Source organism: Streptomyces sp. SN-593 (genome assembly GCF_016756395.1).
GTDB lineage: Bacteria > Actinomycetota > Actinomycetes > Streptomycetales > Streptomycetaceae > Actinacidiphila > Actinacidiphila reveromycinica.
The window spans coordinates 8,436,580-8,459,221 of the sequence record NZ_AP018365.1 but is presented as its reverse complement, the minus strand read 5'-3'; the positions used below and the strand labels follow the sequence as shown (position 1 = coordinate 8,459,221).

The 22,642-nt window shown below is 73.3% G+C and carries 18 protein-coding genes and 1 pseudogene; 17 read left to right on the top strand and 2 right to left on the bottom strand.

Annotated elements, in window-relative coordinates; genetic code table 11:
* Positions 1-123: 123 nt before the first annotated feature.
* Positions 124-501 carry a hypothetical protein gene (locus RVR_RS35655; protein WP_202238179.1) on the bottom strand — a complete coding sequence of 126 codons (378 nt, stop codon included), beginning with the start codon at positions 499-501 and terminating at the stop codon, positions 124-126.
* Between the two features lie 688 nt (positions 502-1,189).
* Here RVR_RS35655 and RVR_RS35650 point away from each other — a divergent pair.
* Both RVR_RS35650 and RVR_RS35645 read left to right on the top strand, forming a co-directional pair.
* Positions 1,190-3,343 carry an MMPL family transporter gene (locus RVR_RS35650; RefSeq protein ID WP_202238178.1) on the top strand — a complete coding sequence of 718 codons (2,154 nt, stop codon included), beginning with the start codon at positions 1,190-1,192 and terminating at the stop codon, positions 3,341-3,343.
* Positions 3,344-3,634: 291 nt separating this feature from the next.
* Entirely contained in the window at positions 3,635-4,390 is a 756-nt protein-coding gene (locus RVR_RS35645) for a GntR family transcriptional regulator (RefSeq protein WP_202238177.1), read from the top strand.
* A 174-nt stretch (positions 4,391-4,564) separates the two neighbouring features.
* Here RVR_RS35645 and RVR_RS35640 read toward each other — a convergent pair whose 3' ends face one another.
* Complete coding sequence (locus tag RVR_RS35640) at positions 4,565-5,509, bottom strand: zinc-dependent alcohol dehydrogenase (RefSeq protein WP_202238176.1); 945 nt, start codon at positions 5,507-5,509, stop codon at positions 4,565-4,567.
* Positions 5,510-5,930: 421 nt separating this feature from the next.
* On the opposite strand from RVR_RS35640, the gene RVR_RS35635 reads away from it, so the two are divergent.
* The 15 genes and pseudogenes from RVR_RS35635 (at position 5,931) to RVR_RS35570 (ending at position 22,627) form a co-directional block, all read left to right on the top strand.
* Complete coding sequence (locus RVR_RS35635; protein ID WP_202238175.1) at positions 5,931-6,905, top strand: ABC transporter permease; 975 nt, start codon at positions 5,931-5,933, stop codon at positions 6,903-6,905.
* 23 nt (positions 6,906-6,928) lie between these two features.
* Positions 6,929-7,930 (top strand): annotated as a pseudogene (locus RVR_RS38275) (ABC transporter permease); the annotation flags it as partial.
* 42 nt (positions 7,931-7,972) lie between these two features.
* On the top strand, positions 7,973-9,019 hold the full coding sequence (locus RVR_RS38270) for an ABC transporter ATP-binding protein (RefSeq protein WP_237405470.1): 1,047 nt from the start codon (positions 7,973-7,975) through the stop codon (positions 9,017-9,019).
* A complete protein-coding gene (locus RVR_RS35625; RefSeq protein WP_202238173.1) occupies positions 9,016-10,260 on the top strand; it encodes an ABC transporter ATP-binding protein in 1,245 nt (414 codons plus the stop codon). The genes RVR_RS38270 and RVR_RS35625 overlap by 4 nt, the downstream gene beginning before the upstream one ends.
* Before the next feature lie 139 nt (positions 10,261-10,399).
* A complete protein-coding gene (locus RVR_RS35620) occupies positions 10,400-12,076 on the top strand; it encodes an ABC transporter substrate-binding protein (RefSeq protein WP_202238172.1) in 1,677 nt (558 codons plus the stop codon).
* Between the two features lie 79 nt (positions 12,077-12,155).
* Positions 12,156-12,830: a ThuA domain-containing protein gene (locus tag RVR_RS35615; protein ID WP_202238171.1), complete on the top strand. Its 675-nt coding sequence runs from the start codon at positions 12,156-12,158 to the stop codon at positions 12,828-12,830.
* A 43-nt stretch (positions 12,831-12,873) separates the two neighbouring features.
* The gene (locus RVR_RS35610) at positions 12,874-13,665 is read left to right on the top strand and encodes a sugar phosphate isomerase/epimerase family protein (RefSeq protein WP_202238170.1); all 792 of its coding nucleotides are present in this window, start codon (positions 12,874-12,876) and stop codon (positions 13,663-13,665) included.
* The gene (locus RVR_RS35605) at positions 13,665-14,636 is read left to right on the top strand and encodes an NAD-dependent epimerase/dehydratase family protein (protein WP_202238169.1); all 972 of its coding nucleotides are present in this window, start codon (positions 13,665-13,667) and stop codon (positions 14,634-14,636) included. Before RVR_RS35610 ends, RVR_RS35605 begins: the two co-directional genes overlap by 1 nt.
* 148 nt (positions 14,637-14,784) lie before the next feature.
* The gene (locus tag RVR_RS35600; RefSeq protein ID WP_202238168.1) at positions 14,785-15,858 is read left to right on the top strand and encodes a Gfo/Idh/MocA family protein; all 1,074 of its coding nucleotides are present in this window, start codon (positions 14,785-14,787) and stop codon (positions 15,856-15,858) included.
* Positions 15,855-16,730, top strand: a complete 876-nt coding sequence (locus RVR_RS35595; protein ID WP_237405174.1) for a GntR family transcriptional regulator — start codon at positions 15,855-15,857, stop codon at positions 16,728-16,730. Before RVR_RS35600 ends, RVR_RS35595 begins: the two co-directional genes overlap by 4 nt.
* Positions 16,731-16,775: 45 nt before the next feature.
* Positions 16,776-18,857, top strand: coding sequence for a primary-amine oxidase (locus RVR_RS35590; RefSeq protein WP_237405173.1), 2,082 nt, complete (start codon positions 16,776-16,778; stop codon positions 18,855-18,857).
* The gene (locus RVR_RS35585; RefSeq protein ID WP_202238167.1) at positions 18,854-19,606 is read left to right on the top strand and encodes a sugar phosphate isomerase/epimerase family protein; all 753 of its coding nucleotides are present in this window, start codon (positions 18,854-18,856) and stop codon (positions 19,604-19,606) included. The genes RVR_RS35590 and RVR_RS35585 overlap by 4 nt, the downstream gene beginning before the upstream one ends.
* Positions 19,603-20,721: a Gfo/Idh/MocA family protein gene (locus RVR_RS35580; protein ID WP_202238166.1), complete on the top strand. Its 1,119-nt coding sequence runs from the start codon at positions 19,603-19,605 to the stop codon at positions 20,719-20,721. The genes RVR_RS35585 and RVR_RS35580 overlap by 4 nt, the downstream gene beginning before the upstream one ends.
* A complete protein-coding gene (locus RVR_RS35575) occupies positions 20,718-21,737 on the top strand; it encodes an SIS domain-containing protein (protein WP_202238165.1) in 1,020 nt (339 codons plus the stop codon). Before RVR_RS35580 ends, RVR_RS35575 begins: the two co-directional genes overlap by 4 nt.
* The gene (locus RVR_RS35570) at positions 21,734-22,627 is read left to right on the top strand and encodes a BadF/BadG/BcrA/BcrD ATPase family protein (protein ID WP_237405172.1); all 894 of its coding nucleotides are present in this window, start codon (positions 21,734-21,736) and stop codon (positions 22,625-22,627) included. The genes RVR_RS35575 and RVR_RS35570 overlap by 4 nt, the downstream gene beginning before the upstream one ends.
* Positions 22,628-22,642: the final 15 nt, after the last annotated feature.

Here is a 22,642-nt window from a genome sequence, read left to right as displayed (position 1 = left end):
ACGCAGTTCCCTGAATTCGGCTGAAGGCACAAGAGGCAGTCGGGTGGTCGAACCAGGGGGGCGCAGCGCCGCGCACCAGCTCGCCGGCGGGTGCCGGCGCTTCCCTCGCGTTCCGGGTGCCGGCTACTCCGAGGCGGCGGCCTCGACCAGGTCGGCGTCCCTGGCCTGGTCGGCGGTCGCGGCCTGGTCGGTGTCGGCGGCCTGGCCGGATTGTGCGGCCTGCTCCTCGTCCGACTCCAAGTGGGCAGGCTGAGCAGGGACATTGAGGCCGGGAACGCTGAGTTCCGGGACCTTCTTGACGGCTTCGAGGCCGGCCTCGATGGCTTCGGCGAGGCTGGTGGACTCGGTGTCGTCGAAGTCGAGCCGCGCCACGGTGACGGAGGCGTCGGTGGGCAGCGTGTCGGTGCTGAATTCGGCCTGCGCGCAACCGGCGTCACGAAGGTCGGCCGTTTCCTGCTCCGTTATCTCTCTGTTGAGAATGAGCGTGAACTTGAATCCCACAGTCAGCACCTCTCAGGTTGCAATGTCCATCCGAGCCGATGTCTTCATCACTTGCGAGGACGCACATATACAGCGCCGCTGTCTGATCATCCGCCGTCGAGGAGACTAACCGGCGGCCCCAGAGCTGTCCAGGCACATGTTCGACTGCGTTCGCCGTTCAACTGCGGGGTGGCAGTTGCGCACAACGGGGAGAACGCCGGAACGCGAATTCCGGCGGCGTCCGGAGCCGCTCGCCGCAACGCGCCGAGTGCCGTGGGCAGTTGTACGGGGGCGTCGCCGACTGTTCGACTGCGCGCCTGTTCCAGTTGAACGCTGGTAATTCGACGGGCCGCGCTGCTACGGTGAATAACTGGTAGTCGCCCGATTCCGCAGCATCATCGCGCCTTCGCCTGGTTCGGCGCGGCGGGGCGGGGCCGCCGCGCAGGCCCACGAACCCCCCGGCAAGGTCACACAAGGCGATGAGGATGCCACCGATGGCGACGGCGTGTCACCTCGGTGCTGCCCGGCTCCTCCTCTTCCACCGCCCGCTCGGCCGCTCGTGCCGTGGACCCCCTTCCGTCCACGGCACGAGTCGTTTTCGCCCGGCCCGGCGACGGGTACACGCCCCGTCCTCAGCCTCCGCCGGCCGCCGACCGTTGCCGAGCAGACCTCGGTCCAGGGCGCCCTACCCGCTGTTCTAGGAGTCGTGTTGCAAACCCCGTCCGTCGATGCCCCCCCAACGGGCCCGGCCGACCGTCTGGCGCGCACCCTGCGCTGGGCGCGCTGGCTGGTGCTCGCCATCTGGCTGGCCCTCGTCGTCGTGCTCAACCCGCTGTCCGACAGTCTCGGCGGCAAGACCAACGACACCGCGCAGGCGAACCTGCCGGCGAAGGCGGCCTCCACGAAGGTGGCCGAGATCCAGGACGCGGCCACCAAGGGCAGACCGAAGACGGACCAGGCGGACGTGGTGCTGGTGCGTGCCGCGGGGTTGTCCGCCGCCGACTCCGCCGCGGTGACGCGGGCGCGCGCGGCCGTGGCGGACCTCGTCGGCAAGGTGCCGCACCTGGCGAAGCCCGACGGCGTGGTCGCGTCGAAGGACGGGAAGGCCGCGCTGTTCAGCGTGGACGTCAACGCGCTGACCAAGGATCAGTCGGACGCCGACGGTGACGCGGTGAAGGCGATCCGCAAGGCGGTCGCGGGTCCGGTGAAGGAGGCGGGCGACGGCCTGGAGGTGAAGGTCACCGGCGCGGCCGCACTGAGCGCGGACGGCGGCATCGGCGACCAGAACACGCTGCTGCTGATCTCGCTGTCGATCGTCGTGGTGGTGCTGCTGCTGGTCTACCGCAGTCCGGTCCTGTGGATCTTCCCGCTGATCGGCACGATCGCCTCGCTGATCGCGGCGAAGGCGATGACCTCCGGTCTGGCGTCGGCGGGCTTCACGGTCACCTCCATCTCGACCGCGATCCTGACGGTGCTGGTGCTCGGCACCTCCACCGACTACGCGCTGCTGCTGGTGCACCGCTACCGGGAGGAACTGCGAGCGCGGCCGACGCCCGTGGAGGCGATGGCGGTCGCGCTGCGGAGGACGCTGCCGTCGGTGGCGGCGTCCGCGGCGACGGTGGTGTGCGGGATGCTGTGCCTGCTGGCGGCGCAGTCCGCGGCGCTGCGGGGGCTGGGCCCGGTGGCGGCGGTGGCGATCGCGGCGGTGCTGGTCGGCCAGGTCACCCTGCTGCCCGCGCTGCTGCTCCTGGTCGGGCGGCCCGGTTTCTGGCCGCTGGTCCCGCGACCGACGGAGGGCCACGAGGAGGGCTCGCGGGCGTGGCGTTCGATCGGGCAGTGGGTCGCCAGGCGGCCGGTGCCGGTCGCGATCGGCGCGGTGGTGCTGCTGGGCGCCGCCTGCACCGGGCTGGCCTCGCTGCACACGAGCAACGACCCGGTCGCGATCGTCAAGGGGCAGAAGGACAGTGTGGTGGGACGGCACCTGGTCGTCGCGCACTTCCCGGCCGGCGCCACCGATCCGCTGACCGTGCTCAGCCCGCCGGACGAGGCGGCGAAGGTGGCCTCGGTGGCGAGCGGCACGCCGCAGGTCGCGGCCGTCCAGGCCGCCGACCCGGTCGGCCGCTACTCCGCGACCGACGTGACGCTGTCGGTCCCGCCGTACGGCTCGCAGGGCTACGACGTGCTGAAGGACCTGCGCGGCCGGCTGGACGCCCAGGCGCCCGGCGCGCTGGTCGGCGGCGGCCCCGCGGTGCAGTACGACACCGCGCAGGCGGCCGACCGGGACGCGAAGGTGCTGATCCCGCTGGTCCTGGTGGTGGTGCTGATCATCATCTCGATCCTGGTGCGGGCGCTGGTCGCGCCGGTCGTGCTGGTGCTCACCACGGCGCTGAGCTTCGCGGCGGCCTTCGGGCTCGCGAGCCTGCTGTGGCACGCGCTGGGCTACCCGGGCATCGAGGCGCAACTGCCGCTGTACATCTTCGTGTTCCTCATCGCGCTCGGGGTGGACTACAACATCTTCCTGATCGGTCGGGTGCGCGAGGAGGCGCGGACGCTGGGCATCCACGAGGGGATGCTGCGCGGGTTGAGCGTGACCGGTGGCGTGATCACCGCGGCCGGCGTGGTCCTGGCCTCCACCTTCGGGGCGCTGTCCCGGCTGCCGTACGTGCCGGTGGCCCAGGTGGGCAGTGCCATCGCGGTGGGCGTGCTGCTCGACACCCTGCTGGTGCGCACGGTGCTGGTGCCCGCGGGTCTGCTCGCGCTCGGCGAGCGCTCGTGGTGGCCGTCCACCTCGGCGGGCCGGGCGCGCGGTGCCGACCGGACGGCGCCCTCCTCTGCGGCCGACCTCGGGCAGGGCGCGGGCTGAAACGTCCCTGCGCGGCAGGTCCGCGTGCCGCGCCCGTGCGCGGGCGCACCCATCCGACCTGCGGCGTCCCCTGATCCGCGCGCCCCCTTCGCCCGGCCCTGACACCGGGCGGAGGGGGCCGCGCCGTTCCCGGTGCGGGGGCGGCGCCGTTCCCGGTGCGGGGGCGGCGCCCGCGTGGACGCGCTGGGATCTCGCCACCGCCCGTGGTGGCTCCTGGCCAGAGAGTCGCTGGTCAAGCTAAGGTAATCCGCGCTTGTTCACCGGAGCAGATCACGCTGGGGGCTTCACCGTATGACTGACTCGCCCGAGGTCTCCGGCGCGGTGCTGCCCGGGTATCCCGAGCCGCTGTGGATCCAGGCGGTCCACGTGATCCGCGGCGAGATCGACCGCGGGGTGCTGCGGCCCGGGGGCCGGCTGCCGCCCGAGCGGGAGCTGTGCCGGCAGTTGGGGATCAGCCGGGTGACGCTGCGCAAGGCGCTGGCGGACCTGGTCGAGGCCGGGGTGCTGAGCCCGTCGCACGGCCGGGGCTGGTACGTCGCCCAGGCCGCGCAGAAGAAGGAGTGGCCCAACAACCTGGAGTCCTTCAGCGAGACCGCGAGCCGGATGGGCCTGACTCCGCACTCGACGGTGCTGCGCGCCGAGACGACCCCGGCGAGCATCGACGAGGCGGAGCAACTGGGGATCGCGCCGGGCACGCCGCTGTTCCGGCTGGAGCGGGTGCGGCTGCTGGAGGGCGTGCCGATAGCGCTGGACCTGACCTGGCTGCGGCGGGCGCTGGTGCCGGACATCGGGGACGTGGACTTCACGGAACGTTCGCTGTACTCGACGCTGTCGGCGGCGGGGGTGGAGCCGGTGCGCGCGGACAGCACCATCGAGGCGACGAAGGCCGACGAGCGGGCCGCCGAGCACCTGGATCTGGCGCCCGGCGATCCGGTGCTCGTGATGCGTCAGCTCGCGCTGAGCGCACGGCAGGAGCCGTTGTTCGTCTCGACCATCCAGTACGCGGGCGACCGGTACCGGCTGCGGACGTCGTTCGCGCGGTCGTGACACCGGTCGCCTCGACGCCCGTCGCCGTGACACCGATCGCCGTAACGCCACTGGCCGTGCCGTCCGTCGCCGTGGCGTTCGCGCCCGCGGCACCGGCGGTCGGCACGCCCGTGCCCGCGGCACCGGCGGTGCCCGCGGTCGCCGCGCACCCGCGCGCAGCCGCGCGGCGCCGTCTCACAGGAGCACGACGCCCTTGACGAAGTCGGGGCCGGCCTCCCGCATGGTGCGGAACGCCTCGTCCACGTCGTCGAGGCCGAACCGGTGGGTGATCAGCGGCGCGTAGCTGAACCGCCGGTCGGCGACCAGGTCGAGGGCGCGGCGCATCGCGGCGACCAGCCGGGTGCGGTCGGGGCAGAAGCCGTTGACGACCGTGACGGCCTTGTACCAGAGGTCCATGTCCATCATCGCGTCGCCGGTGTGGTGGTAGCCGACCACGCACAGCGTGCCGAACGGCCGGACCATGCTGCCCGCCGTCCGCAACCCGCCGGTGGCGCCGGTGGCTTCCAGCACGATCCCCGGGCGGGCGTCGGTGGCGCGGGTGGTCGCGGCGCGGTACTCCTCGGGCAGCTCGTCGGGTGCGAAGGCGAGGTCGGCGCCGAGGGCGAGGGCACGCCGGCGGCGGGCCGGGTCGGGGTCCACGCCGACGAGCAGTCCCGGGGCGTGCCGCCGGGCGAGCTGTACCAGGCCGAGCCCCATGAAGCCCAGGCCGACCACGGCGACGTGGGCGCCGGGGGCGATCGGCGTGCGGGACAGCGCCTCCTCGAGGTCGGCGACGGGTTCACCGATCGCGTGCGCCGGTTCGACGCCGGGCGGGACCGGCAGCACCGCGTTCGCGTCCATCACCGCGTGGGTGGCGAACCCGTCGCCGCCCAGGCCCGTCACCAGGTCGCCGGCGCGCCAGCGGTCCGCGTCGCGGCCGGCGGCGAGCACCCGGCCGACCATCTCGTGGCCGAGCCGGACCGGCGGCCCGGCCGGGTCGTGGTCGAGCCAGGGCCCGATGTCCGAGGTGCACACGCCGCAGGCCACCACCTCCACCAGGACCTCGTGGTCGCCGGGGATCGGATCGTCGGCGGTGACGACCTCGGAGCGGCGGGGGCCGACCAGTTGACTGAACTTCATCCGGGTCTCCTGTCTGGGTGGTCCGGGTCAGTGTAGCCATCTGGTTCTAAGTGGTAAGCCCTGGTGCACGGCGGCTTTGGCCGGATCGGGCGGACCATTTGTCCCGTTATACGGCGAACAATGCCGTTCGACCGTCGCAATCCCGCCGCGTTACCTCTCGTTCGACCTCTAGACAGGACCACGCCGCGGATTAAGATGTCGGCAAGTGGTATGCGTTTGGCACACCATCACCGCCCTGTCCGGCGGGCGCGCAGCGGGCCCCGAGGCCCGACCGGTGAAATGCGCTCCACCTACTGAATCGAGCCTGCGCATGCAGATATCCCCGCCCCGCCATGTCCGGGTCGGCCGCACCGCGGAGCACACCGCCCCCGCCGGGGCCGGCGACGACCGCCCCCGCCCCGGCCGCGGAGGCGAGTGACCGGTGCGCACGCTGCTACGGAAGACCGCGTTCTACCTGCTGACCGCCTGGGCGGCGATCAGCCTCAACTTCCTGATCCCGCGCGTCATGCCGGGCAACCCGGCGGACAACCTGATCAACCAGTTCCACGGCAGGCTCAGCCCGTCCGCGGTACACGCGCTGCGGGTGCTGTTCGGCCAGTCGGACCAGAACCTCTGGCAGCAGTACGTCAGTTACTGGCACAGCGTGTTCACCGGCAACTTCGGGATCTCCTACGCCTACTACCCCTCGAAGGTCAGCACGGTGCTCGGGCAGAGCATGTACTGGACGCTGATCCTGATCACCCTGTGCACGGTGCTCGGCTTCGTCATCGGCACCGTGCTGGGCATGCTGGCCGGCTGGAAGCGCGGGAGCTGGCTGGACTCCCTGGTGCCGATCACGACGTTCCTGTCGTCGATCCCGTACTTCTGGTTCGCGATCATCATGGTCTACCTCTTCGCGATCACCTTCCGATGGTTCCCGCTGTCCGGCGGCTACGCGCTCGACCAGCACATCGGGCTGAACGGCGGCTTCATCGCCAGCGCGATCAACTACGCGGTGCTGCCGGCCGTGACCATCACCGTCGCGTCGGTCGGCGGCTGGCTGATCGGCATGCGCAACATGATGGTCACCACGCTCAGCGAGGACTACGTCCGGCTCGCCGAGGCCAAGGGGCTGTCCAGGCGCCGGGTGATGTACACCTACGCGGCGCGCAACGCGATGCTGCCGTCGCTGTCCGGCTTCGCGATGTCCCTGGGCTTCGTCATCGGCGGCTCGATCGTCACCGAGGTCGTCTTCAACTACCCGGGCATCGGGTCGGTGCTCTTCAAGGCCGCCCAGGCCGCCGACTACCCGCTGATGTCGGCGATCTTCCTGCTGATCACCGTGCTGGTACTCGTCGCCAACCTCGTCGCGGACATCGCGTACGTCTTCCTCGACCCGAGGACAAGGGAGAGCTGATCATGGCCCTGCAACCCGCCGCCCTGGCCGGGTCCGACGCCGCCGGGCCCGAGGGCGACCCCGCCGGAGCGGGCGCCGCGCCCGACACCGCCGGCTCCGGCGCCGCACCGCACCGCGTCTGGCTGCGCCTGCTGCGCTCACCGCTGACGCTCAGCGGCCTGGTGATCGTGCTGGCCTTCGTGGTGCTGGCCGTGATCGCGCCGTGGATCTCGCCGTACGACCCCTCCGCCGTCAGCGACAGCACCCTCGTCGGGCCCTCCGCCTCGCACTGGCTGGGCACCACGCAGAACGGCCAGGACGTCCTGTCGCAGATGCTCTACGGCGCCCGCGCCTCGATGCTGGTCGGGATCGGCGCCGCGGTGCTCACCACGGTCCTGTCGGTGGCCGTCGGCGTGACGGCCGGCTACGTCGGCGGCATCGGCGACGAGGTGCTGTCGCTGCTGGCGAACGTGTTCCTGGTGCTGCCGAGCCTGCCGCTGACCATCATCCTGGCCGCCTACCTGCCGCACAGCGGGTCGCTCGGCATCATCCTGGTCATCACCGTCACCGGCTGGGCCTGGGGTGCCCGGGTGCTGCGCGCCCAGACCCTCTCGCTGCGCCGGCGCGACTTCGTGGAGGCCGCGCGCGCCACCGGCGAGCCGACCTGGCGGATCATCGTCAAGGACATCCTGCCCAACCAGGTGGCGGTGATCGCCGCGTCCTTCCTGGGCACCGTGACCATGGCCATCCTCACCCAGGCCAGCCTGGCGTTCCTCGGCCTGGCCGACGTCACGCAGTGGTCGTGGGGCACCATCCTGTACTGGGCGCAGACCGGCAGCGCGCTGCTCACCGGTGCCTGGTGGTGGTTCGTGCCGGCCGGACTGGCGATCGCGGTGCTCGGCACCGCGCTGTCCCTGGTCAACTTCGGCATCGACGAGTTCGTCAACCCGCGGCTGCGGCAGGCCGGCATCGGCACCAAGAAGGCCCAGCGCGGCCAGGTCGCCGCGCAGCGGACCCGCCGCGCCCGGCACCGGCCGCCGCGCTCGCCGCGCCCGGCCCCGGCGCCCTTCACCCAGGACAGCACCGACGTGGTGCTGGACGTCCGCGACCTGCGGGTGGAGTACGTGGGCGAGGGCGGCCGCACCCCGGCGGTCAGCGACGTGTCCTTCACGCTGCGGCGCGGCGAGGTGCTCGGCATCGCCGGCGAGTCCGGCTCGGGGAAGTCCACCCTCGCCTACGCCATCACCCGGCTGCACAAGCCGCCGGCCGAGATCACCCACGGCGAGGTCCGCTACACCGCCCCGGACGGCCGCACCGCCGACGTCCTGGCCATGGACGACGCCGAACTGCGCGACTTCCGCTGGGAGGAGCTGTCCATCGTCTTCCAGTCCGCGATGCACGCGCTCAACCCCGTGCTGCGGATCGGCACGCAGATCGAGGACGTCATCGTGGCGCACCGGCCGAAGCTGGACGCGCGCGAACGTGCAGCCCGTGTCGTGGAGTTGCTCGGCATCGTCGGCATCCCGGCCGACCGCGCCGGCTCCTACCCGCACGAACTGTCCGGCGGGATGCGGCAGCGCGCGATGATCGCCGTCGGCCTCGCGCTGGACCCCGAGATCATCGTGATGGACGAGCCGACCACCGCGCTCGACGTGGTGATCCAGCGTCAGATCATCGAGAAGATCATGGAGTTGAAGGACCGGCTCGGCTTCTCGGTCGTCTTCATCACGCACGACCTGTCGCTGCTGATCGAACTCTCCGACACCATCGCGGTGATGTACGGGGGCAAGGTCGTGGAGACCGCGCCGGCCGGCGACTTCTACCGCGACCCGCAGCACCCCTACAGCCGCGGCCTGCTGGCGTCCTTCCCGACCCTCGGCGGCCCGAAGCGGGAACTGACCGGCATCCCCGGCTCCCCGCCCGACCTGCGGCGCCTCCCGTCGGGCTGCGCGTTCCGCCCCCGCTGCCCGCACGCCTTCGACGCCTGCGCCGCGCAGGTGCCGCCGCTGTACCAGGTGGGCGGCCCCGGCGGCGGCGCGCTCGCGGCCTGCCTGCTGCACGCGGACCCGCACGCCGAGCCCGACCCGAATTCCGCGACCGACCCGAACGAGCTGGCGACAGGTGAGACCCGATGAGCGGTGAGGCAACGGCCCGAGCGGCCACCGACCCCGGCGCCACAGGCGCGGCCGCCGAGCGGCCCGTCCTGGAGGCCCTCCACGTCACGAAGCACTTCCCGGTACGCGGCGGGCTGCCGGTGCGCGGCGGCGGCCGCAAGGTCGTGCACGCCGTCGAGGACGTGTCCCTGAGCCTGTACGCGGGCCGGATCACCGCGCTGGTCGGCGAGTCCGGCTCCGGCAAGTCCACCCTCGCCCGGCTGCTGGCGCAGCTCCACCCGCTCACCGGCGGGGAGGTGCGGCTGCACGGCGAACCGGTCGGGGCCCTGCGCGGCCGGGCCTTCCGCGACCACGTCCGCAAGGTCCAGCTCATCCTCCAGGACCCGTTCGGGTCGTTCAACCCGGTCGCCACGATCGCGGGCACGCTGGGGCGCGCGGTCGCGCTGCACCACAGGGGCAAGCGCGGCAAGGAGCGCACCGCCGTCATCGACGACCTGCTGACCCGGATCAACCTGGTGCCGCCGGCGCAGTTCACCGCGAAGTACCCGCACGAACTGTCCGGCGGGCAGTTGCAGCGGCTGTCGATCGCCCGGGCGCTGGCGGCCGACCCGGAGGTGTTCCTCGCCGACGAACCGGTCTCCAGCCTGGACGTGTCGATCCGGCTGGGCATCCTCAACCTGCTGCGCCGCCTCACCGAGGAGCGCAACGCGGCGATGCTCTACGTCACCCACGACATCGCCTCCGCCCGCTACTTCGCCACCGACACGGCGGTGATGTACGCCGGGCAGGTGGTCGAGAGCGGCCCGTCGGAGGCGGTGACGCAGCAGGCGGCGCACCCGTACACGCAGTTGCTGATCGCCTCGGCGCCCGACCCGTCGCGGGCCGGGGCCGACCGGGTCCGGGACATCGGGCAACCGCCCAGCCTCATCGACCCGCCGTCCGGGTGCCGCTTCCACCCGCGCTGCCCGTACGCGATGGAGCGCTGCGGCAGCCAGGTGCCGGGCCCCTTCACGCTCTCCCCCGGCCACGTCGCCCACTGCTGGCTGTACGCCGACGACGACGAGGCCCGCACGCGGCGGGCCGCCAACGCCGAGGCCGTCGCACGGCTGACCACCCCCGCGGCCGGGCCGGCCACCGCGAAGGGCCCGACGCCCGCGAAGACTCCGACGCCCCAACACCCGCCGGCCGCCCCGCCCTCCGACACGTCCGGCTCCCCCGATGCCCCCGGCTCCCCCGGCTCCCCCGACACACCGGCCTCCTGACCTCCCGGCCTCCCTCCCTGGCCCGCGAGGCGGCCACCCGCCGCCCGCGTCCGCCCGCAGCACCGCACCGCCCGCACCGCACCGCACCGCACCACCCTCCGCTCTCCCCGCTGTCCCTACTCCCAAGGAGCAGACGCACGTGACCACTTCACCGTCGCCCCTCGCGTCCGGCATGACGAGACGCGGCCTCCTCGCCGGCGCCCTGGCGGGCGCGGGCACGCTCGCCCTGTCCGCCTGCCAGCCGTCGGGCGGCAGCAGCTCGGGCGGTGACGCCATGCTGACCGTCGCCGCCCAGTCCGACAACCTCACCCGTGTCTTCAACCCCTACCTGGCCAACACCGCGCAGGGCCTGACCTACACCCCCCAGGGCTCGGGCGGCTTCATCTACGAGCCGCTGGTGCAGATCAACACCGTGAACATCGGCCACGACCTGCCGTGGCTGGCGAAGTCCTGGCGCTGGTCGGACGGCAACCGGACGCTCACGATGGAGCTCCGGTCCGGCGTGAAGTGGACCGACGGCGAGCCGTTCTCCGCCGACGACGTGGTGTTCACCTACACGATGCTGAAGAAGAACTCCGGGCTGAACCTGCTCGGCGTGGACATCACCTCGGTCACCGCGCCCAGCCCCACGCAGGTGGTCTTCACCTTTCCCGAGCCGTCGGAGCAGTTCTTCACCAACGTGGTGTCCGCGCCGATCGTCTCCGAGCACATCTGGTCGAAGGTCAAGGACCCGACGAAGTACACCGACGACAGCCCGGTCGGCACCGGCCCGTTCAAGCTCGACGAGTTCTCCGCGCAGTCCTTCACGCTGGTCCGCAACGAGGACTACTGGCAGCCCAAGGCGCAGATCAAGGCGCTGCGGTTCGTGGCGTACAAGGACAACGAGAGCATGACCAACGCGCTCGTGCAGGGTCTCGCGGACTGGGGCGGGACGTACATCGCCAACGCCGACAAGACGTACCTCAGCCGCAGCAAGCACAACAACTACTGGGCGCCGCTGGCCGGCACGGACGGCCTGATCCCCAACCTGGAGCGCTGGCCGCTGAGCGACATCGCGGTGCGGCGGGCGATCAGCCTCGGGGTTAACCGCAAGCAGGTCGGCGCGGCGAGCGCGTCACCGCCGGCCACCAGCGTCACCGGGCTGCCCATGCCGGCGTACACCGGCTCCATCGCCCCGCAGTACAAGGGCGTCGACTTCACCCAGGACGTGGCCAAGGCGCACCAGACGCTGACCGACGCCGGCTACGCGAAGGGCGGCGACGGCTACTACCACAAGGGCGGCAAGCGGGTGGAGTTCTCGGTGACCTTCCCGTCGGCCTACACCGACATCGCCTCCCGGGTGCAGGTGCTGGTCTCGCAGCTCAAGGACATCGGCATCAAGCTCACCATCGACACCACGACGGTGACGGACATCAACACCCGTACCGGCAAGGGCGACTTCGACTCCACGATGGGCTACCCGGTGGACTCCGCGCCGCGCGCCTTCTCGTACTACAACGACACGATCAACCCCAACCTGTACTACCCGATCGGCAAGGCGACGCCGACCTTCCAGAACATCGAGCGCTTCCAGAACGCGGAGGCGGCGCAGTTGTTCAAGGAGTACCCGAAGGCGACGACGGACGCGCAGCGGCAGCAGATCCTGGACGGGATCGAGAAGATCTTCGTGGAGAACCTGCCGTGGATCCCGATGTTCTACTGGGGCAGCTACGGCAACTGGAGCACCGCGAAGGCGACCGGCTTCCCCTCGCCGCAGGACCCCTACTTCAGCCCGGTGCCCAACCCGGTGGTCGCGCTGCGGCTGAAGCCGGTCTGAGCCGCAGCGCCGCGCCCGGCCCGTCGGTGCCGTGCGCCCCGATCCCCTTCCCTTCCTGCCGCATTCCGCGAGGAGAGCCATGTCCCACCTGACGACGCCGAGAGCCATGGTCGTCGTGAACGGCGACGACATCCACCACGACCTGCTAAATGCCGCCGGCGTCTTCCAACAGCTCGGTACCGAGGCCGGGTTCGCCACCCGCCGGGCGATGGGCACCAGCAGGTTCGTCGACCCGCGGCCGGAGACGGCCGAGGCGGACGTCTACCTGCTGTACACCGCCGGCGGGCACTTCGCGACGGAGCAGCAGCAGGCGCTGGCCGCCGCGGTGCGGGCGGGCAAGGGGCTGGTCGGGGTGCACGGCGCCAACATCATGGGCCGGCGCGGCGACGGGTTGGACCCGGCGGACCGCCCGCTGTTCGAGCTGCTCGGCAACCGCTACCTCTCGCACGGGCCCGGCCACCACGAGGGCCGGCACACCGTGGAGATCGTCGCCGACCACCCGGTGACCGCCGGCGTGGCGGACTTCGACCTCTTCGACGAGTACTACGAGTTCGAGCTGGCCGACGGGGACGTGACGGTGCTCGCGCAGCGGCACCGGGCGGACGGCGTCGCCGTGCCGGTGCTGTACGTCCGCGAGGTCGGCGCGGGACGGGTGGTCTACCTGGCGCTCGGCCACGACATGCGGTCGTGGGGCGAGCCGCCGGTACGCGCCCTGGTCCGGCAGGCGCTGGTGTGGGCGGCCGGCCGTGACTGAGACGACGCGTGACCGGCCCGCGGGGCCGGACGAAGGAGGAGCCGTGCCGCCCGCCATCGGCGTGATGATGTACACCGTGCTCGACCAGGCGCGGGCCGACCTGGAGGGCACCCTCGCCCGGCTGGCCGGCATCGGGTTCCTGGGCGTCGAGACCTACGGCCTGGTGGAGCACTTCGGGCCGTCCCGGGTCAGGGACGCCATCGCGTCGGCCGGGCTCACCCTGACCAGCGCGCACACCCCCTTCCCGGCCGGACCGGACGCGCAGCGGCTGCTGGACCAGAACGAGGAGCTCGGCGCCGAGGTCCTGGTGTGGAGCATGGAGCGCGAGGAGTTCGACTCCCCCGAGGCGATCCGGCACGGCGTACGGCGGGTCAACGAGGCCGCCGAGCGGGCGGCCGAGCGCGGCATGCGGATCGCCTACCACAACCACTTCGCCGAGTTCTCCCGGAGCTTCGACGGCCGGTCGGCGTACGACCTGCTGCTGGACCTGCTCGACGACCGGGTGCTGGTCGAACTCGACGCCTACTGGGCGGTGATGGGCGGCGCAGACCCGGCGCGGGTGCTGGCCGGCCTCGGCGGGCGGGCGCGGTTCGTGCACGTCAAGGACGGCCCCGCCGTCTCCTACGAGGAGGACGTGATGGTGCCCATCGGCGAGGGCCGGATCGACTGGGCCCGCACCCTGGGCGCCGCGGTGCCCGGGCCCCGGTGGCACCTGGTGGAGCTGGAGCGGCTGCACGTGGACACGTTCGAGGCGCTGCGCCGCTCCTACGCCCATCTGGTCGGCGCCGGGATCTCCCGCGGCGCGGCGGCCCCGGCGGGCACGGAGGAGCGGTGATGAGGGTCCTGTTCCTCGGCGGTGCCGGGATGATCGGTTCCGCGGCGGCGGCGCGGGCGGCGGCCGAGGGCGCCGAGGTGACGGTGGTGACCCGGTCGGAGCCGGTGCGCCCGGTCGCCGACGGCGTGCGGCGGCTGCGGGCGGACGTGCGCGACGCCGCGGCGCTCGGATCGGTGCTGGGCGGTGCGGAGTTCGACGCGATCGTCAACTGGGTCGGCTTCACCCCCGACGACGTGCGCGCGCATCCGCGGCTGTTCACCGACCGGACCGGGCAGTACGTCTTCATCAGCACCTGCTCGGTCTTCGGCCGGCCGGTGCCGCAGCTACCGATCACCGAGTCCAGTCCGCGCCGCCAGCCGGTCTTCGGCTACGCACGGGACAAGATCGCGTGCGAGCTGCTGCTGGAGGAGGAGTACCGCGCGAGCGGCTTCCCGCTGACGATCGTGCGCCCCTTCCACACCTACGACCGTACGGTGGTGCCGGTGCTCGCCGGGTGGACGGCGGTCGAGCGGATGCGGGCCGGGCGGCCGGTGGTGGTGCACGGCGACGGCACGTCGCTGTGGTCGCTCACCCACTCCGCGGACTTCGCCCGCGCCTTCGTGCCGTTGCTCGGCCTGGACCACGCGATCGGCGAGAGCGTCAACGTGGTCAGTGGCGACATCCTCACCTGGGACCAGATCCACCTGGCCCTGGCCGCGGCCGCCGGGGTGCGCGCGCCGGTGCTGCGGCACCGCTCCAGCGAGTCGATCGCCGTGCACGTGCCGGGCTGGGGCGAGGTGCTGGAGCACGACTTCCGGCACTCGATGCTCTTCGACACCTCCAAACTGCGGTCGCTGGTCCCGGGGTTCGCGCCGCGCGTGTCCTTCGCGCAGGGCGCCCGCGAGGTGCTGGCGCACTACGACGCCCATCCGGAGCTGAAGTCGGTCGACGCCGCGCTGTCCCGGGCCTTCGACGCCCTGCTGGAGGACTGATGGCCGCCTCCCGCCCCCCACCAGTGGTATTACGTGGTCTACATTGAGTGGACCTCTGACATACCATAGGCAGACCAACGAGCTCACGGAAGCGTCCGGCCGCGGCAGTCCCGCGACCGGCCACCGCAGGACGAGGGAAGAGGAACGCGTGATCGGCGTCGGACTCATAGGTTCGGGATTCATCGGCGACACATACGCGGACGCGCTCCAGGACGTGCGGAACGCGACCCTGGTGGCGGCCTGTTCGCGCGACCTCGCGCGCGCCGCCGCACTGGCCGCCAAGTGGGCGCCGCCGCACGCCCGCGCGTACGACGACGCGGCCGCCCTGTGCGCCGACCCGGACGTCGATCTGGTGGTCGTCGCGGTGCCCAACGAGGCGCACCTGGACGCGGTCAGGGCGGCCGCGGCCGCCGGCAAGGGCGTGGTGTGCACCAAACCGCTGGCCCGCACCGGCGCCGAGGCGGCGGCCGTCCTGAACGTCGTCCGGGCGGCCGGCGTCTGGCACGGCTACGCCGAGAGCTCGGTCTTCTCGCCGAACATCGCCAAGGCCCACGACATGGTCGCCGCCGGCGCGATCGGCGACCTGCTCACCATGCGGGCGCGCGAGGCCCACTCCGGGCCGCACGCCCCGCACTTCTGGGACACGCGGACCGCCGGCGGGGGCGCCCTGCTCGACATGGGGTGCCACACCGTGGAGTCGGCCCGGCACTTCTTCGGCAAGGACAACCCGATCGTCGAGGTCTTCGCGTGGGGCGCCACGCTCGCCCACGCGGAGCGCACCACCGGCGAGGACACCGCGATCGCGCTGCTGAAGTTCGCCGGCGGCCAGCTCGCCACCGTGGAGTCGTCGTGGATCGAGAAGGGCGGCATGCAACTGCGGCACGAACTCGTCGGCAGCGCCGGCCGCCTGGTCACCGACACCTCCGCGACGCCGGTGTGGGGCTTCATCGAGCGCCCGGCCGGCTACCTGGTCGAGAAGGCCGACGCCGACACCGGCTGGGTCTACCCGGTGCCCGAGGAGGCCCGCGCCTACGGCTTCAGCCAGCAGATGCGGCACTTCGTCGACTGCTTCGCCCGCGGCGAGGCGCCGCGCGAGACCTTCGAGGACGGCGTGGTCGTCAACCACGTGCTCGACGCCTGCTACGCCTCGATGCGCTCCGGCACCTGGGAGAAGGTCCCGCACCCGGCGGCCCTCGCCCCGAAGGCCCAGGCCCCGGCATGAGCACCGATCACATCAGCGCCCGACGGCCCGGCCCGGCGGGAACAGCGGCGGGGGGCCAGCCGGCACCTGCGCCCGCCGTGCCGGCCGCCGTCCCGGTACCGGCCGCCGTACTCCCCGGACCGGCCCCGACGCCGGCGACGGCGCTGGCCGGCGGTTACCCCGAACCGCTGTGGATGCAGGCGAAGGCCGCCCTGGAGCACCGGATCGCCGTCGGCGAGGTCAAGCCCGGCTCCCGGCTGCCCCCGGAGCGCGAGCTGTGCCGGATGCTGGGCATCTCGCGGGTCACCCTGCGCAAGGCGCTCACCGCGCTCGTCGAGGACGGGGTGCTGCGCGCCGCGCAGGGCCGGGGCTGGTACGTCGCCGCCGTCGAGCGCAAGGAGTGGCCCAACACCCTGGAGTCGTTCTCCGAGACCGCCCGCCGGATGGGCCTGGTGGCGACCTCCGAGGTGCTGCGCCGCGAGACCGGACCGGCCAGCTTCGACGAGGCGGAGGCGTTCCAGATCGCCCCCGGCACCCCGCTGTACCGGCTCGAACGCGTCCGCATGCTCGACGGGGTGCCGATCGCGGTCGACCGCTCGCTGCTGCCCGCCGACGTGGCCGCCGGCTTCGACGCCGTCGACTTCACCGCCTGCTCGCTCTACGACACGATCGCCGCCGCGGGCTTCGAACTGGCACAGGCCGACACCACCATCGAGGCCCGCCCCGCCGACGCCGCGCTCGCCGGCCACCTCGCCATCGCGGCCGGCACCCCCGTCCTCGACATGCGGCAGATCGTCCGCGACCGCGCGCAGCGGCCGCTGCTGTCCTCGTCGATCCGCTACGCCGGCGACCGCTACCGCCTGCGCACCTCCTTCATGCGCAGCTCCGGCTGACGCGCCCGCCTCCCCCCGAACCCCCTTCGCAGAAGCGGAGCACCCGTGACCACAGCAACGCCACCACCCCTCCCCCGCGACGACGCCGGCCCTGTCCCCGACGCCCCCGGCGACGCCCGCGCCTACGACGCGCACGCCCTGGCCGGCGCCCTCGCCTCGCCGCGCCCGCAGGAGATCACCGCGTGCGCCGCGCTCCTGCGGCGCGAGGGCCTGCTCGGCCCGGACACCCACCTGTCCTACTTCGGCCTCGACGAGCAGGACAAGCGCGAGCTGCTGGCCGGCGCGACAGCGCCGCGCCGCTTCCGCGCCCTGCTGGTCGACCTGCGCACCGGCCGGTCGCACGACGCCGTCGTCTGCCCCGGCGAGGACCGGGTCGTCTCCGCCCGCCTGCTGGAGCCGGCCACCGACGGCCACGTCCCGGTGGTGCTCGCCGAGTTCGGGCTCGTGGAGGAGATCGTGCACCGCGACGAGCGGTGGCTCGCCGCCATGCGCAGGCGCGGCCTGACCGACGTCCGGCAGTTGCGGGTCAACCCGCTGTCGGCCGGCGTCGCCGGCCCGGGCGAGGACGGCCGCCGCCTTCAGCGCTGCTTCACCTTCCTGCAGAAGACCCCGGACGACCTCGGCTGGGCGCACCCGGTGGACGGCGTCACGGTCGTGGTGGACGTCGTCACCCGCGAGGTGCTCGACGTCACCGACCACGCGCTGCTGCCGGTGCCGCAGGAGGACGGCAACTTCCACGACCCCGGATGGGTCGGACAGCCGGCCAGGCCCGGGCTGAAGCCGATCGAGATCACCCAGCCGCAGGGCCCGAGCTTCACCATCGACGACGACGGCGTCATCAACTGGCTCGGCTGGACCCTCCAGGTCGGCTTCGACCAGCGCGAGGGCCTGGTGCTGCGCAACGTCGCCCTCGACGACGCGGGACGGCGCCGCCCGGTGCTGTACCGCGCCTCCATAGCCGAGATGGTCGTGCCCTACGGCGACCCGAGCCCGCAGCGCTGGTTCCAGAACTTCTTCGACTGCGGCGAGTACCTGCTCGGCGGCTTCGCCAACTCCCTTGAGCTGGGCTGCGACTGCGTCGGCGACATCACCTACCTCGACGCGGTACTGGCCGCCGCCGACGGCGGCGTCCACGTCGTGCCGCAGGCGATCTGCATCCACGAGGAGGACACCGGCATCCTGTGGAAGCACTCCGACGGCTGGAACGGCTCCACGCAGTCGCGCCGCAACCGGCGCCTGGTGATCTCCTTCTTCGTCACCGTCGGCAACTACGACTACGGCTTCTACTGGTACCTCTCGCTCGACGGCGCCATCGAGCTGGAGGTCAAGGCCACCGGTGTCGTCTTCACCTCCGGCTACCCGGGTCCCGGGTACGCCTACGCCTCCGAACTGGCCCCCGGTCTCGGCGCGCCCTACCACCAGCACCTGTTCAGCGCCCGGCTGGACATGGCGGTGGACGGCACCGGCAACGCGGTCGACGAGGTGGAGTCCGCCGCGGTGCCGCGCGGCCCCGGCAACCCCACCGGCACCGGGTTCACCCAGACCGTGACCCGGCTGCGCACCGAGTCCGGCGCGCAGCGCCTGGCCGACACCACCCGCAACCGGTCGTGGGTGGTGACCAACCCGTCGGTCGCCAACCGGCTCGGCAACCCGGTCGGCTACCAGCTCCACCCGGAGGGCCGGCCGGTGCTGCTGGCCGACGCCGACTCCGACATCCACCGGCGCGCCGCGTACGCCACCCGCCACCTGTGGGTGACGCCCTACGCGCCGGACGAGCGCTACCCGGCCGGGGACCTGGTCAACATGCACCCGGGCGGCGGCGGACTGCCGCGGTGGACGGCCGCCGACCGGTCCGTGGACGACACCGACATCGTGCTGTGGCACACCTTCGGGCTGACCCACTTCCCGCGTCCCGAGGACTGGCCGGTGATGCCGGTCGACTCCGCGGGCTTCGCGCTCAAGCCGTACGGCTTCTTCGACCGCAACCCGACGCTCGACATCCCGGCCTCCGGCGGCGCCCACTGCCACGCCGGCGGCCCCGGCCCGGACACCTGCCACGACCCGCACGCCGGGCACGGCCACGCCCACCTCGACCCCCGCACCCCCCAGGGAAAGGCCGGCGCATGAGCACCACGCGACCGCTGGGCATCCAGCTCTACAGCGTGCGCGAGGACATCGGACCCGCGGACCTCGACCGCACCCTCGCACGGCTGGCGGGCTTCGGGTTCACCCACGCGGAGCCGTTCGACATCCTCGGCGACCCCGACCGGCTCGGCGCCGCCCTGCGCGATGCCGGGCTGGCCGCCGCCACCGCCCACGCCTCGGTGCTGCGGCACGACGTGGCGGACGTCCTGGACGCCGCGCAGGCGCTCGGCATCGGCTGCGTCATCACGCCCTACGTCGATCCGGGCAGCATCACCGACCGCGCCGGGGTGGAACGCCTCGCCGCGACGCTCAACGAGGCCGCCGCGACCGCGGCCGAGCGCGGCATCCGGATCGGCTACCACAACCACGACTTCGAGTTCGCCCAGCGCGTCGACGGCGTCCCCGCCTATGAGGTGCTCACCGGGCTGCTCGACCCGTCGGTGGTCCTGGAGGTCGACGTCTACTGGGCGGGGGTCGGCGGCGCCGACGTGTTCGAGCTGCTGCCGCGCCTCGGCGACCGGGTGCGCCACCTGCACGTGGTGCACGAGCGGGAGCCGGGCAACGACCGCCCGGTGCTGGGCGTGGACACCGCCGGGCGGATGGGCGAGGTGCTGGCCCTGACCGCCGCGAGCGTCGAGCTGCCGGTGGTCGAGGTCGTCGCCCACCACAGCGACGTGTGGCCGCTCGTGGAGCGCAACGCCGCGCACTTCCTGGACGGGACCGCCGCGTGAGCGCGCCCGTCCGGGTCGCGGTCGTCGGCGCCGGCGACATCTCCGACCAGTACCTCAGGGCCCTCTCCGGCTACCCCGACCTCGCCGTCACCGCCGTGGCCGACCTGGTGCCCGCCCGTGCCCGCGCGCAGGCCGAGGCGTACGGCGTACCGGCGTGGGGCGACACCGCCGAGGTGCTGCGCCGCGACGACGTGGACCTGGTGGTCAACCTGACGGTCCCCGCCGCCCACGCCGAGGTCGCGCTGGCCGCGGTCGCGGCCGGCAAGCACGTGTGGGGCGAGAAGCCGCTCGCCCTGGACCGGACCAGCGCCCGCGCCGTGCTGGACGCCGCACGGGACGCGGGTGTCGTGGTCGGCAACGCCCCCGACACGGTGCTCGGGCCCGGCGTGCAGACCTCCCACCGGCTGCTCGCCGAAGGGGCGATCGGCACCCCCAGGACGGTGCTCACCCTCATGCAGGGCCCGGGGCCCGACCTGTGGCACCCGCGGCCGCAGTTCCTCTTCGCCAAGGGCGCGGGACCCCTGTTCGACATCGGGCCCTACTACGTGACCGCCCTGGTCCAACTGCTGGGCCCGGTCGTGTCGGTGAGCGCGACCGGACAGAGCCCGCGGCCCCGGCGGGTCATCGGCGCGGGCCCGGACGCCGGCACCGGCTTCCCGGTGGAGGTGCCCACCCACGTCAGCGTGGTGACCTCCTTCGCCTCCGGGGCTGTCGGCACCTCCGTCTACAGCTTCGACTCGCCGCTGCGCCGCCAGCTCTTCGAGATCACCGGCTCCGACGGCGTGATGGACGTGCCGGTCAGCGGCTTCGACGGCGCCACGCGGCTGCTGACCGACCCCGCGCCCGGCGCGCCGTGGACCACGGTGCCCGCCGCCGGGGTGCCGAGCGGCCGGGGCGTCGGCGTCCTGGAACTGGCCCGCGCCCTGCGCGCGGGCCGGCGCCCGCGCGCCAGCGGCGAACTGGCCTACCACGTGCTGGACGTGATGCTCGCCGTCGAGGAGTCCGTCGCCCTCGGCACACCCGTCCGGGTGGAGAGCGGCGCCCCCGAGGTGCCCCCGATCCCACCGCACTGGGACCCCATCGCACGGACCTACGACGGAACGGAACAGACATGAGCGAGGGATACCTCCCCTACGCGACCGCCCGCGCGACGCAGGCCGAGGAGCTGGAAGCCGCGATCGCCCGGCTCGGCCCGTCGGTGGCCTCGCTCGCCGAAGCCGGCCTGCTGGCCGGCCCCGGGCCGGTGTTCGTCGGGATCGGCGCGAGCCTGGCGGCCGCCTGTGCACCGGTGTGGTCGCTGCGCGCCCGGGGCGTGCACGCCTGGCGACTGGGCGCCGGCGACCACCCGCTGCCGTATCCCGCGAGCCGGCACCCGGTGTTCGGGGTGTCGCAGAGCGGCCGTAGCGCGGAGACCCTCGCCGTGCTGGAGTCGGTGCCGCCGCCGCTGCGGCACGCGGTGGTGAACATGACGCCCTCGCCGATCGCCGGCATCGCCACCGGCGTGCTCGACATCGGCGGCATCCGCGACAGCTACGCCTCCACGATCGGGTACACCGCGACCGTGGCCGCGCTCGGCATGCTCGCCGACGCCTGGGACGGCGGCGCCCCCGACGAGGGGTGGGCCCGGCTCGGCGCGCTGTTCGCCGCGACCGAGAAGGACCTGCGCGAGCAGGTGCGGGCGCTGGCGCCGCTGTTCGCGGCCGCCACCTCCGCCGACTTCGTCGGCGCCGGGCCCGCCGTGGGCTCCGCGGAGGCGTCGGCGCTGCTCTTCCGCGAGGTCGTGCGCGTCCCGTCCACCGGGATGAGCACCCGCCAGTACCTGCACGGCGCGATGGAGTCGGCCGGCGGCGGCGTGCACGTGGTGTTCGGCGACGAGCGCGAGCACGCGGTGGCCGACACGCTGGCCGCCGCGGGTCACCCGGTGGTGCTCGTCACCTCGGCGCCGCCCCCCGCACGGCCGCGCCTGCACCCGGTGCGGGTGCCCCGGCTGCCCGCCGCGCAGCGCGCGGTGCTGGAGATCCTGGTCGCCCAGATCCTCGTGGAGGCCGTCGCCGAGGTCCGCGGCGTGGACATCGAGGAGTTCGTGTTCCACAACGCGGACATCAAGGTCGACGGGGGGCCGGCGGTATGAGGGTCCTGGTCGGTGCCGACGTGGGCGGCACCAAGGTCGCGATCCGGGTCGAGGCGCCCGACGGCACGGTCCGCTCGGACGTCCGGCTGCCGTCCACCGGCTGGGAGGCGGCCCCGGTCGAGTACGCCGCGCGCTGGCTGCTGGACCGGGTGGCCTCGGTGCTGCCGGCGGGCGACGAGGTCGCCGCCCTGGGCGTCGGCGCGCAGGGCTGCGACACGCAGGAGCACTGCGGGCGGCTCCGCGCGGCCCTCGAAGCGCTCGCGGTGCCGGCCACCGTGGTCAACGACGCCGCGCTGCTGGTCCCGGCCGCCGGGTTGGAGCACGGCATCGGCGTCATCGCCGGCACCGGCTCGATCGCGGTGGGCGCCCGCGCCGACGGCACCGTGCTGTTCGCGGGCGGCTGGGGCTGGGTGCTCGGCGACGAGGGCAGCGCGCCGGCGATCGTCCGGGAGGCGGTGCGGGCGGTCCTGGCCGACCACGACCGGGGACGGCCCGACGACGGCCTGCTGACGGCGCTGCTCGACCACTACGGCGTGGCCGGCGCCCCGGGACTGGCCCGCGCGGTCAACGACTCGCCCACACCCGCCACATGGGGTCCGGCCGCGCCCGCGGTGTTCGACGCGGCCGCCGCGGGTTCCGCGCTCGCGGCCGGGGTGGTGGACACCGCGGCGGCCGCGCTGGCCGCGCTCGTCGGCACCTTGCGGGCGCGCGGCGCGGCGGGCGGGACCGTCGTGGCCGCGGGCGGCGTGCTGACCGGGCAGCCCCTGCTGGCCGGTCTGCTGCGGGACCGGCTGGCCGCGGCGCACCCCGACCTGACGCTGCGCCTGCTCGACGCCCCGCCGGTCGCGGGCGCGACCGCCCTGGCCCGCGCCCGCCTCGCCGCCCCCTGAGGGCTGTCCCGCCGA